This window comes from Pseudomonas sp. Y39-6 (genome assembly GCF_023651955.1).
GTDB classification, from domain to species: Bacteria; Pseudomonadota; Gammaproteobacteria; order Pseudomonadales; family Pseudomonadaceae; genus Aquipseudomonas; species Aquipseudomonas veronii.
Window position 1 is genome coordinate 2286799 of the sequence record NZ_CP069594.1, and the last position, 14380, is coordinate 2301178.

Here is a 14380-nt window from a genome sequence, read left to right on the forward strand (position 1 = left end):
TGCATCGAGACTTGACATGGACGTCCGCCAATTCGCCTTTCTTGCGCGCCAACCTTCTGCGGCCCTGAAAAACCGCACGTCGTTTCTGGGGCTGCCCAAGCGCGGGTTGGCGCTCATCCTGGTTAACGCCATGTTCTGGCAACCGTTGCTGGCACAGGCGGATGGCATCGTCGTCAATGCCCCCGGCACCACACTGGCGCAAGCGGGCAACGGCGTCCCCATCGTCAACATCGCGGCGCCGAATGCGGCGGGCTTGTCCCATAACCAGTTCCATGACTACAACGTCGGCGCGCAGGGCCTGATCCTCAACAACGCCACGGATCGCACCCAAAGTACGCAACTGGGCGGGATCATTGTCGGCAACCCCAATTTCACCGGGCAGGCCGCCAGCACCATCCTCAACGAAGTCAACGGCGGCAGCCCCAGCCAGTTGCGCGGCTACACCGAAGTGGCGGGGCAGGCGGCCCATGTGATTGTCGCCAACCCTTACGGTGTGAGCTGCAATGGCTGCGGCTTTATCAACACGCCGCAGGTGACGCTGACCACCGGCCAGGCCGTGATTGAAAACGGCAAGGTCAGCCGCTACCAGGTGGACCAGGGCAGTGTGTCGGTTGACGGCGACGGATTGAACGCGAGCAACGTGGGCCAGTTCGAAATCATCACCCGCGCCGCGCACATCAATGCGCAGATTCAGGCGCAAAAGCTGACCGTTGTTGCCGGTCGCAATGACGTGGACGCCAGCACCTTGAATGCCGCCGCACGGGCTGCGGACGGCAGTGCTGCACCGGCACTGGCTATCGATTCGTCGGCGCTGGGCGGGATGTACGCCGGCACGATCAGGCTGGTGGGCACTGAGGCGGGCGTGGGGGTAAAACTTGCCGGCAACATGGTGGCCGGTGGTGATATCCGGATCGACGCCAACGGGCACCTGAACCTGGGGCAAACCTCTGCCGGCAATGCATTGAATGTGACCGCCCAAAGCCTGGAAACCCAAGGCGCGGTATATGCCGGTACGGATCTGGCGATCAAGGCCCAGGGCGACCTGAGCAACACCAACAACCTGGCAGCCCGTGACAGCATCACGCTGGACAGCGGCGCTCGCCTGAGCAACAGCGGCATTATTGAAGCGGGCGTCAATGCCGACAACAGCCGCAATGCCAACGGCGATGTGCGCCTGACCGCGCAAACCCTCGACAACACCGGTAACACCATCATCGCCAGCCGTGACCTGACGGTGAATGCGGCTGCGCTGGTCAATCAGCACGGCACCCTCAGCGCCGGGCGTCAGGCGCAGGTCAGTGCCGATCAAGTCGATAACACGAATCAGGGTCGGATAATCAGCGCCGGCAGCCTGGGGCTGACGGCCAGCCAGTTGCTCAACAACACTGGTGGGCTGTTGAGCGGCACCGGCAATCTCAACGGCACGGTGGGCCAACTGCTCAACAACGCAGGCGAGCTGTCGAGTGTTGGCCAGGTCAGCTTGCAGGTTGCGTCTCTGGATAACGTTGCCGGCCTGGTGTCGGCCGGGCAGGCGTTGAGCCTCAACGCCAGCGGCGCGCTGAATAATCAGGGCGGGCGGATAGCGGCGGGGCAGGCGGTGCAACTCACCGCAGGCGCACTGGACAACAGCCAAAAGGGCGCGCTTACCAGCCAAGGCACGCTTGACCTTGCAAGCGGCCCGGTCAACAACAGTGCCGGCGGCCAAATCTCCAGTACCCAGGGGCTGCACGCAAACCTGGGTAGCCTTGACCAGCATGACGGCGGCCGTTTCTACAGCACCGCCGACATGAGCCTGAACCTCAACAGCGGCCTGCTGGACAACCGCAACGGGCTGCTCAACGCAAGCGGCCAGTTGACCCTCAAGGGTCTCAACACCGTTAACAACCATCAGGGCGAAATTTCCAGTGCACACGGCTTTTCGCTCGCCGCCAATAGCCTGGATAACGGCGCGGGCAAGCTGCTCAGCGATCAGGCCCTGACAGTGCAGATCGCTCAAGTGCTGAACAACGGTGCCGGGGTGATTTCTGCCAACGGTTTACAGGTCGCCGTCGGCAGCCTGGACAATACCGCCGGCCGGGTAGCCAGCCAGTCCGATGTGAGCCTTGACCTCAATCGTGGCCAACTCACCAACCTGGGCGGCGTGATCAACGCGCCGGGGCAGTTGCTGCTCAGTCATTTGAACGGCGTCGATAATCGCAACGGCGAGATCTCCAGTACCACCAGTTTCAGCCTGCTGGCCGACAACCTCGACAACAGCAACGGCAAACTCCTTAGCGCACAGGCGTTGACAGTGCACATTGCCCAGGCCCTGGAAAACGCCAAGGGGCTGGTGTCCGCACAGGCGCTGGAGGTGCATGGCGCCAGCCTCGGCAACGTCGGCGGCACCCTCAGTGCCACGGGCGGCTTGGCCGTGCAGGTCGACGGTGGGCTGGATAACCGCAACGGGCAGATCCTCGCGCACACGGCTTCGGTCACTGTGGGCGCCTTGGATAACCGTCAGGGCCAGGTGCAGGGTGACGCAAACCTGAGCCTTGTCGGCGCTGGAGCCATCGATAATCGCCAGGGCACCCTGGCGACCGGCCAGGCGTTCGACTTGAGCGCGGCGAGCCTGGATAACACCAATGGCAGCCTGACCAGCAACGGCCAACTGACGGCACAGATCGCCGGGCAACTGCTCAACCAGACTGGCCTGTTCGCCGCTACCGGCGACCTGCAACTGAGCGCCGCCAGCCTGGACAACCGGAGCCTGGGCCGCATCATCGGCAAGGCCAACAGCCGCCTTGCCGTCGGCCAGTTGGACAACCGCGGCGGCGAAGTCTCCAGCGTTAACGACCTGAGCGTGACCGGTACCGGCGTCGACAACAGCCAGGGCGGTCACCTGCTGGCCGGCGGCGCGCTGCAACTGACGCTTGATCGCCTCGATAACCAGCTCAAGGGCATCCTCAGCGGGCAGCACACCGTCAGCATCAACGCGGGCAGCCTGGACAACAGTGGCCAGGGCAGCGTGTATGCCAAAGACGACCTGTCATTGCTGCTGCGCAATCAGTTCAATAACGGGCAGGGCGTGGTACGCAGCGACAGCCGCTTCAGCGCGCAAATGGGCAACCTGATCAACGATGGCGGGCGCATCAGCAGTGCCGGGCCATGGGCGCTCACCAGCCAGAGTGCGGTCAGCAACAAGGGCGGCGAACTGCTCAGCGCCGCCGGTTTGATGCTGACCAGCGCCAGTCTGGATAACAGTGTTGCCGGTCACCTTATCGGGGACGGCGCGGTGCGCGTCGTCACCGGTGCGTTGAACAACCAGGGCGGGCAGCTGACCAGCGCCGATCGCCTCGACCTCAGCGCCGCACAGGTGGACAACAGCGGCGCCGGCCGCATCGCCAGCACTCAGGCGCTGAACGCCAGCGTTACCGGCCTGGACCAACACGCTGGCGGCCAGTTGTACAGCACCGCCAGCCTGACTCTGGACCTGAACCACGGGCTATTGAACAACGCCGGTGGCCTGATCCACGCCCCGGGCGCGTTGCTGCTGAACCATCTCGACAATGTGGATAACAGCGGCGGCGAAATCTCCAGCGCGCAGGCCTTTACCTTCGCCGCGCAGAACCTCGACAACAGCGCCGGCAAGCTGATCAGCGACCAGGCGCTGACCCTCACGGTCGCGCAGCTGCTGACCAACCTCAACGGTGAAATTTCGGCGGCTGGGCTCAAGGCGCAAGCGGGCACACTGGATAACACTCACGGCTTGCTGAGCAGTTCAACGGACCTGGGATTGACCGTGGCCGGCAACCTTGTCAACGACAACGGCGAGGTATCGAGCGCCGGTGCCAGCGTGGTCAATGCCGCGACGCTGAGCAATAAGCGCGGGCAAATGCTGGGCGATAACAGCCTTGACCTGAACGTCAGCGGGGCACTGGGTAACAATGGCGGCACTCTCGGCGCCGGCCAACGCTTGCAGGTCAAATCCGCCAGCCTCGACAACAGCCAGTCCGGCAGCCTTGTCAGCGACGGCAGCTTGAGTGCGACCGTTGACGGCCTGCTCGACAACCATGCGCAAGGCAGCGTGCAGGCCAAGGGCGCGGTGGACATCCAGTCCGCCAGCCTGGACAACCGCACCGGGGCGATTCGCACCAACGGGAATCTGAACCTGCACACGGGCCAGGTGGACAACCGCCAGGGCGTGATCAACAGCAAGCAGGCACTGGGCTTCGTGGGTCAGTCGCTGAATAACAGTAACGGCTTGACCAGCGCCACCGGCCCGGTGCAGTTGGCGTTCGATACCGTCAGCAACGACAAGGGACGTATCGCCAGCCAGGGCGATCTCGACGCAACTCTGGGAGCGCTGACTCAACAGGGTGGTGAGCTGGTGGCCCAGGGCAACCTGACGCTGAATGCCAACACCCTCGACAACCGCAACGGTGGGCTGGTTGCGGCTACAAAAGCGCTGAAACTCAGTATCGACAGCGTCGACAACCGCGTGGGGGAAATTTCCAGTCAGCAAAGTGTCTCGCTGAGCGGCCAATACCTGGATAACAGCGGCGGCAAGTTGCTCGCTGCAACTGCACTGGAACTGGCCGTTGCCCAGGTGATCAACCAGGCCAAAGGGCTGGTGTTCGCTCAAGACGCGCACCTGGTGGGCACGCGCCTGGACAACACCCAAGGCAGCGTGGCGGCCCAGCACTCGCTGGCCATTCAACTGGCTCCGGCCATGTTGCCGGGCGCCAGCCTGATCAACGCCGGCGGCACCCTCAGCAGCGAAGGCGGCCTGACGCTGCTCGGCCAACGCCTCGACAACACCGGCGGCAAGGTGTCCAGCGCCGGCCTGCTGAGCGTGACCAGCGCTGGCGACCTGTTGAACCTGGGCGGCACCTTCGACTCGGCGCAAGGCCTGGCACTTTCCAGTGCCAGCCTCGACAACAGCCAGCAAGGCCTGATCAAAAGTGACGGTGCCTCCCGCATCACCACCGGCCAGTTCAACAACGCCACGGGCGGGCAGCTCACCAGCACCGGCAAGCTCGACCTCACCGCGGCCCAGGTCAACAACGGCGGGCGTATCGCCAGCGCCGATGTGTTGAGCGCGAACGTCACCGGGCTGACCCAACAGAACGGCCAATTGTTCAGCAACACCCAACTGAACCTGAACCTCAACGGCGGCGACTTGAGCAACAGCGGCTTGATCAATGCGCCAATCCTGCTGCTGAGCAATCTGGGCAACCTCAGTAACCAGGGCGGCGAAATCTCCAGCCAGAATGCGTTTTCGCTGGCTGCGCGCAGCCTGGACAACAGCAACGGCAAACTCATCAGCAATCAGGCCCTGACCCTCACTGCGGACCAGCAACTGGGTAACGTCAACGGCCATATCAGCGCCGTGGGTTTCACTGCGCGCAGCACGCAGCTGGATAACACCGACGGCATCATCAGCAGCCATGATGGCGTGGACATCAGTGCCCGTGACCTGCTCACCAACCTGCGCGGCAGTCTGGTCGGTGACGGCTCGCTGCTGCTGACCACCGCCAGCCTGGACAACCGCGCGGGGCAGGTCGCAGGCAAGGCTGACACAACGCTCAATGCCGGCGTGATCAACAACCAGAAAGGCCAGGTGATCAGCACCGATACCTTGCACCTGCGCGGTGCCAGCCTGGATAACCGCACCGGCCTGGTCGGCGCGACCAACGCGTTGAAACTGGATGTGGGCAGTGTCGACAACCGCGCGGGCGAGTTAAACGGCAGCGCCGATGTCAGCGTCAACGGTCAACAGCTGGACAACAGCGATGGCGGCAAGCTGTTCGCCGCCAACGCCCTGAGCCTTGTCGTCGACCAGTTGCTGAACCGTACCCTCGGCCAGCTCAACGGCCAACGTGTGACCCTCACCGGCTCAACGCTGGACAACAGCGGCGGCAAGGTTTTCAGCCAGCAACCGCTGGTGCTGAACCTCACCGGTGATGTGAACAACACCCAAGGCCTGTTGAGCAGCGAAAGCCAACTGACCCTCAATGCTGCCAACCTCATCAATGCCCAGGGCAGCGTTTCCAGCGCGCAAGACCTCACGCTGGGCCTCAGCGGCCAGGTCAACAACCTTGGCGGCGAACTGGTGACCGACGGCGCCCTGAACCTGCACAGTGCCGGGCTGGGTAACGGGCAAGGCAACATCAGCGGCAAAGGCGCGGTGGCGCTGGTCACGGGTGACCTGACAAACCAGAGCGGCAGCATCAGCAGCGGCGACACCCTGAACCTCACCGCAGGCCAACTGAGCAACGGCGGCAGCATTGGCAGTCACAACGCGCTGACCGCCAGCGTGACCGGCCTGGACCAGCAAGGCGGCAAGCTGTTCAGCAACGGCGCCTTGACGCTCGATGTCAACAACGGCCTGTTGAGCAATACCGACGGCTTGATCAATTCGGCAGGCCTGCTGCAACTGAACCACCTCACAGACGTCACTAACCACAACGGTGAAATCTCCAGCGGCCAGGCGTTCACACTTGTCGCGCAGAACCTCGACAACAGCAACGGTAAGCTGCTGAGTAACCAATGGCTGACCCTGCGCGTCAACCAGACCCTGAGCAACATCAAGGGCCTGATCGGCGCTGCCAGCCTCGACGCCCACGCCGCCTCGGTGGACAACAGCAACGGCACCCTGAACAGTCGGGGTGACCTGCAACTGACCAGTGATGGCCTGCTGAACAACACTGGCCTTGGCTTGATCCACAGCCAGGGCAACCTGAACCTCACGGCTGGCAGCCTGAATACTGGCAGCGGCGGTGAAGTGTCAGCGCTGGGCACTCTGGACCTGAGCACCAGCGCGTTGACCTCGGCGAACGGCAGGGTGACAGGTGAGCAACGCGTCACGCTGGACCTGAACAATGGTGACCTGGATAACCACGGCGGCCTGATCCTCGGCAAAGGCCCGCTGGCTATCAACCACCTGCGTGACCTCAACAACCAAGGGGGTGAAGTCTCCAGCCGGCAGAACCTGGTACTGGCCGCGCGTGCGCTGGACAACAGCGCCGGCAAGCTGATCAGCAGCCAGGCATTGACCCTGGGCGCCGCCAACCTGATCAATGCCAACGGCCTGGTGTCGGGCTGGCAGAGCCTCGGTTTTGCTGGCGGCAGCCTCGATAACCGCAACAACGGCACGTTTTCCAGCCGCAGCGGTGCGATGGCGGTGAACCTCACGGGGGCGCTGCTCAACAGTGGCGCCGGGGCGCTGGTCAGCCAGGGCCGCCTGGATATCAGTGCGGCCAGCCTCGACAACAGCGGCGGCGGGATTCTGTCCAGCGCCGCGGGGCAGGGCCTGACAGTCAGCGGCCTGCTCAACAACAGCGGCGGCGGTTTGATCGACAGTGGCGCGACCCTGGACGTGCAGGCGGCGACCCTGAGCAACGACGCCGGTGCGCTCAACGCGCAGCAAGCGCTGGCGGTCAATGCCAATGACCTGGGCAATGCGGCTGGCACCTTGGCCAGCAACGGCGCGATGACCCTGAACCTGCTGGGCAACCTCACCAACACCAACGGCAAACTGGCCAGCGCAGGCCCGTTGCTGTTGCAGCGCGCCGCCCAGGTCAACAATCAGGGTGGGCAGATTGTCAGCCAGAACCTGCTGAGCCTGTTTGCCGGTGCGATCGACAACAGCCAGCACGGCACCCTCGCAGGCACCGGCAGCGTGGCGATCAACGCCAGTGGCGCAGTGCAAAACAATGCCGACGGTTTGATCTACAGCCAGGGCGCCGACGTGCAATTGCGGGCCGCCGGGCTCGCCAACAGCCGCGGCGTGGTGCAGGGCCAGAACGGCCTGACCCTGAACATCAGCGGCGACGTGGATAACCAGAGCGGCAAACTGATTGCCCAAACCGGTGACCTGACGCTCAACGCCAACAACCTCGACAACCGTGGCGGCACATTCGCCAGCCTCAACGGTGCGTTGCAGGCCCAAATAGTGGGTGTGCTGCGCAACGGCTATGACCTGAACAACAACCGCCAGGGCGGCACGGTGCAGGGGCAGCGCCTCAACCTGCAGGCGGCGATGTTTGATAACTACGGCGGGCGCGTTTCCGCCCAGGGCGGCGATGCGCTCGTCACCACCGGCAATTTCGACAACCGCAACGGCGGGCTCTACGCGACGGGCCTGGTGAGCGTCAGCGGCAACGACTTTGATAACAGTGGCGATAACGACGGCCAGATCGCCGGCCAACAGATCGACCTGAGCCTGCGCGGCGCGCTGAATAACCGCCTGGGCGTCGTCGAAAGCCAATCCACCCTCAAGGTCAGCGCCGCCAGCCTCGACAACGGCAACGGCCGCTTGCGCGCCCTGGGTAATGCGGGCACCACCGAGTTCGCCATCGGCGGCCTGCTGGATAACACCAACGGTGTGCTCGAAACCGCCAACAGCAACCTGATACTGGGGGCCGGCAGCCTGCAGAACGTCGGCGGTAGCGTGCTGCACGTCGGCAATGGCAACTTCACGATCGCGCCGAGCAACCTCAACAGCGTGGGTGGCAGCCTGGTGACGCGTGGTGGCCTGACCATCGCCCAGGACACCTGGACCAACAGCAGCGTGATCCAGGCCGGGCGCCTGACGGTCAACGTCAATACCCTCAACCAGACCGCCGACGGCCAATTACTGGCAAGCAGTGCGTTGACCGGTACCGGTGAAAACTGGTCCACCAATGGCTTGATCGCCAGTGATGGCAGTCTCGACTTGCACCTGGGCGGCACGCTCAACGGCGCAGGGCGCATCACCAGTCAGGGCGACCTCAGTCTGAGCGCCGCGCAATTGAACCTGAGCAACACCGCCAGCGTGGCCGGCGGCGGCCTGACCAGCGCCAACATCACGGGCACCCTGAACAACGCCGGGCGGCTGACGTCCGCCAACGACCTGATCATCAATGCCGGCGCGATAAACAACACGGCAACCCTTGGCAGTGCTCAGAAGCTCACCGCCACCTCCGGCGCACTGCTCAATGACCATGGTCTGATTTTCAGCGGTGGCGACATGAGCCTGCGCGTCGACACGCTGACCAACAGCTACGCCGACGTCTACAGCCTGGGCAACCTGAGCATCGACCGCGACGGGCAGGGCGGCCTTGCCACGCAGATACTCAACAGTTCATCGAGCCTGCAAAGCGACGGCAATATGAGCCTTGCCGCCAGCACGATCCAGAACGTGCGTGCGGTGCTGACCACCAGCGCAGGCGGCATCTACACCGCCTCCATCACTGAATTCCCGTGCATCGAAGGTCCGAACTACGCGGGTGATTGCAGCGGCAAACAGAACCACTTGTGGCAAATCGATCAACGCGAAAAACTCGAAGTGACGGCCTCCAGCGCCGCCTCGAGCATCACCGCCGGGCAAAACCTCAGTATTGCCGGCGGCGATGTGGTCAATGCCAGTAGCACCATTGGCGCGGGTGGCAACCTCGGCGTTGTTGCCAACAACCTGACTAATAGTGGCGTTGAAACCGGCGAAACCGACACCTGGCGCCTGTTCGTGTCCGAGCGTACCCGGCATCCCGAGATGTGGTACGACGCGGCCGCCGCGTTCAATAACCGTTACTCCGTCGGCGGCGCTGCCTACAACGCCAGTGACCTGAGCGGCCTGGCCGGTGCCATGGCCGGGTTTATCGGTATCACCGAGGCTGAGCGCACGGTATTGCGTCGAGTCACCCAGATCAGTGCCGGTGACCAGACCTACGCGGGTGTGATTCAGGCGGGTGGCGCGGTTAACGTCAAGGCCCAGGCCAATATCGACAACAGCGTGGTACGCCCAGGCTTTACCTATGTAGGCGCAGGCGCCAAGACCGGCACCGGTGCGGCGGGTGCCAGCGGTGCGGGCACCTTCTCCACGCGCATTACCGTCAACGGGCAACTGCCGCCCGACCTGGCCCAACGGCAGATCAACCCCCTGACCTTGCCGGGCTTCAGCCTGCCCACCGGGCAAAACGGCCTGTTCCGCCTGAGCGGGCAGGGCAGCAGTGCCCCGGCGCAGGGTAACAATGCGCCGGGCTGGTCGGTGAGTGGCGCCAGTCTGCAACTTGACCAACATCAGATCACCACGCCCACTCATCAGGGCCGGGTGATACAGATAAATGCCCCGACTCAGGACGCCGCCGGCAGCCCTCAACTGAACTTGGCTACCCGCCAGGCCAGCGGCATCGGCGCCAGCAGCAGCGGTGTGGGGACCATTGGCGATGGCGGCGGCGCCAGCATCCAAACCCCTGGCCGCAGCAGCGCCGCCGATGCCAGCCAAGTAGTCGCAATCGGCACACAGAACGCCGGCGGTGGCGCGGCATCGTCTGCGGTCGTTGCATCCCACCCGAACCTGGACCTGCCGGCGCAAGCCACTGACCACGGCAGCACCGTGGTCGTGAACGCTCCGTCGATTCCCGGTGTGACCCCAGTGGCCCCGGCCGCAACCACCGGCGACAAACCGTCCCCGGTGGCCAGCCAGAGCATTGCCCGTGTGCAGGGCCTGCCGGGCACGCAGCCCGTGTCGCAGCCGCAGAAATACCTGATCGAAACCAACCCGGTGCTCACCGACCTCAAGCAGTTCATGAGCTCGGACTATCTACTCTCCGGCCTCGGCTACAACCCTGACGACAGCGCCAAGCGCCTCGGCGACGGCCTCTATGAGCAACGTCTGGTCGAACAAGCCGTGGTGGCCCGCACCGGCCAACGCTTCATCGACGGCCAGAACACCGACTCGGGCATGCTCAAGTACCTGATGGACAACGCCATCAGGAGCAAACAGCAACTCGGCCTGAGCGTGGGTGTGAGCCTCACCTCAGCCCAAGTCGCGGCGCTGACCCACGACATCGTCTGGCTTGAAGAAGAGCAAGTAAACGGCGAAAACGTCCTGGTACCCGTGGTGTACCTGGCCCAGGCGAATAACCGCCTGGCCCCGGACGGCGCGTTGATCGCCGGTAACGACGTCAACCTGATCGCCGGCCAGAACCTGGACAACGTCGGCACCTTGCGGGCTAGCAATAACCTGTCGGCCCAGGCCGGCAACGACCTGACCAACAGCGGCCTGATCCAGGCCGGTAACCGCCTCAATCTGCTGGCCGGTAACACCATCGTCAACACCGCCGGCGGCATCATCGCCGGTCGCGACGTGAACCTGACCGTCACCCAAGGCGACATCCTCAACGAGCGCAGCGTCACCAGCCACGACAGCAGCAGCGGCTACCGCACCGAGCACACCGACTCCGTGGACAGTGCAGCGCGCATCGAAGCTGCGAACAACCTGAGCCTGCAAGCCGGCCGCGACGTAAACAGCGTGGGCGGCGTGATGAGCAGCGGCGCCGACACCACGCTCAACGCCGGGCGCGACGTCAACCTGATCTCTGCCGAAGGGACCAACAGCAATACGGTGAGCGGGCTGTTCAAGAACAGCAGCGTGACCCAGTACGGCAGCCGCGTGGATGCCGGCGGTGATTTAAAGGTACAGGCGGGCCGGGACATCAGCGCGGTGGCGAGTGAGATCGATGCCAAGCGTGATGTGACGATGTCGGCGGTGGGCGATTTGTCACTGTCGTCGGCAGCAGACGAGTCCCATGCCTCGTTTACGTCGAAGAAGGTCAAGAGCAAAGAGGACCATGTGAGCCAGGTCTCCACCACGGTTAAAGCCGGTGGTGACGTGGCGCTGAGCGCCGGACAGGACCTGGCGTTGACGGCGAGCCGGGTGACGGCGGGGGATGAGGCGTATTTGTATGCGGGGAACACACTGGACCTGAATGCCGCACAGGACAGCGATTATTCTCTGTATGACATGAAGAAAAAGGGCTCCTTTGGCAGCCTGAAGAGCCGGCATGATGAGGTTACCGACGTCAAATACGTCGGCAGCGAAATCCAAACCGGTGGCGCCTTGGCTCTGGTCAGTGGGGGCGACCAGGTCTATCAGGGCGCCAAACTTCATAGTGGCGGTGACCTGTCATTGGGCAGTGGTGGCAACATCACCTTTGAGGCGGTTAAAGACCTGCACGACGAGAGCCATACCAAAAGCGACAACAACGCGTTCTGGGTCTCGGCCAAAGGTAAAGGCACCACCGACGAGACCTTGCGCCAGAGTGAGCTGACCGCGCAGGGGCAGATGACCATAAAGGCCGTCAACGGCCTGCATATTGACCTCAAGCAGATCGACCAAAACACAGTTTCGCAATCCATTGATGCGATGGTCCAGGCCGATCCGAGTCTGGCCTGGTTAAAAGACGCTGAAAAACGCGGGGACGTGGACTGGCGACAGGTCAAGGAAATCCACGAATCCTTCAAGTACAACACCTCGGGTCTCGGACCCGCATCGAAGGTGATTATCGCGATTCTCATGTCAGCGGTTCTTGGTCCGGCGGGGCTAGGGCTGGGTGGCATAGAGGGGGCGGCAGAGATCAGCTTGGCCACGACGGCTGTGACCAGCCTCATCGATGAGAAAGGCAATCTGGGCAGTGCACTGAAGGACACCTTCAGTTCGGGCAGTTTGAAAAACGCGGCAGTCGCGGGCCTTACCGCCGGGGTATTGAATTATGCCGACAGCAACTGGTTCGGAAATGCAGGGGGTTCCTCCGTCCCTAGCGCCGGACCGCTTCAAAACGCCAATTACTCAAGTGACATGCTCAGTTGGAGTAACGCTGAGCAAGCCTTGCTGCGCAGTGGCGCGCATGCCTTGATCAACAGCGGGATTTCCACTGCAATCAACGGTGGAAGTTTTGGCAAAAATCTGGGTGGCGCGGCCCTGGGCGAGGCCATAAATCTTGGCGCGGCAGCCGGTAATAAAGCCATCGGCGATGTAACGAATGACATCGCGAGCAAACTGGTCATGCACGCGTTGCTTGGTGGTTTGCTATCAAAAGCAGCAGGTCAAGACTTTGCCAGTGGTGTCGTCGCAGGAGGGGTGGCCGAAGGCGTGACGCCGCTGGTCAATGCTGCGTTGTCCAACTACGTCAGCAAGATTTTTGACGCGAATAACCTGAGCGTCCAGGGCAGCCAGGCCAAAATTACCACGGCGCAATTGATCGGTTTGATTTCGGGGGCCATGGCTGGCGGTGATCCTAATATTGGCAGCCTGATCGGTGGAGCGTCGGAGAAGTACAACAGTCAAGGGCACCCACCTATTGATCCTACAGCACTGTTTGGCGATGACGACTCGCCCCAGCAAAATGAATTGACGCCGCTGGCTAAGGCTCAGGCGCAATTGTCGCTGGCAATCTTGAGTGTGATAGCGCCGGAGTTTTTTGCGGAAGGCATGCTTGCCAAGATTGGCGCAATGTTCAGTAAGGCAGAGGAGGGCGTCGGTGCTGGGGCCACGGCTTCCGGTGGTGGAGTGGTTGGTGATATCGTTGATGCGGGGGCAGGTGCGGGTAAGACCGCATTGGAAGAGGTAGGTGAAAGTGCCGGTGCAAAAGAATCCGCGCCTTCGAAAACGGCGGTTCAAGAACTTGAGGTCGACGCCTATAAAAACCTTAAGGCAAGAGAGGTTGTTGGAGATGGTCTAGAACACGACCATATCCCTTCATTTGCTGCGTTGCGCACAGCAAAGGAAGCAGAGTTGGGCCGCCCCCTTACTGAGTTGGAGACCAAGACTCTCTACCAAAACTCTACTGCTGTAGAGGTTCCACGAGATGTACATATTGCAGGTCCGACGTATGGCGGGAAAAATACTCCTGCTCAGATTCAGCAAGATGCTGCGGATCTGTGCGGTGCAGTTTGTCGTGACACAGAAGCTTTGCGGGCAAATCTGAACAGTAGAGGTTATGATTCGAAGTTAGTAGATGAAACTGTTCAAAAAATAGTGGAAAGAAATCGCAATGCGGGGGTTATTAAATAATGAACACTTGGTCGGATTTTGTTCGGGCTCTTGGTCAAGATGAAAGCGGGGGAATAGTCACCGACTTATGTCGAAGAGTCGGAGAGTTGCCAGCCGTTTCGGAAACCCCGGATAACTATAATGACCCGGAAGGTAAGACAAGATTCTATAAGTTTATTAAATCTGGCATAGAGATTGGGTTTCGTTCGGGAAAATTAAATCACATTCATTTTTTTGTGCAGCCTCACGAAGGTTATTCGGCATATAAGGAAGATGTGCGTGGTCGTATAGCTCAAGCATGGCGTGTTGAAGATGTTATTGCAGAGCTAGGCTCGCCTAGCAAAGAGGCGCCAGGTAGAGTCGATATGTTAATCGGCTATGTACAGCAGTGGCTGAAGTATGAGTTTAAGACGTACGCTCTACGCATGGAATTTTCGGAAGATGGAAGCTTGTGGAAAGCGACGCTAATATCAAATTGATCGCTTTAAGCGTAGCAATGGATTAGATGTTTGTGTGATTTTTAGATGGTGCAAAAGAGGCAGGTGCGGCTGGGAAGGTAGTAGACGATATTCCGGCAACATCTCCACT

2 protein-coding genes are annotated in these 14380 nt (G+C 61.8%); both read left to right on the forward strand.

The annotated features are described in order from the left end of the window. Window positions 1-16: 16 nt before the first annotated feature. Complete coding sequence (locus tag JN756_RS10540) at window positions 17-13813, forward strand: two-partner secretion domain-containing protein (protein WP_236255097.1); 13797 nt, start codon at window positions 17-19, stop codon at window positions 13811-13813. Further along, entirely contained in the window at window positions 13813-14271 is a 459-nt protein-coding gene (locus JN756_RS10545; RefSeq protein ID WP_201022083.1) for a DUF6392 family protein, read from the forward strand. The genes JN756_RS10540 and JN756_RS10545 overlap by 1 nt, the downstream gene beginning before the upstream one ends. Window positions 14272-14380: the final 109 nt, after the last annotated feature.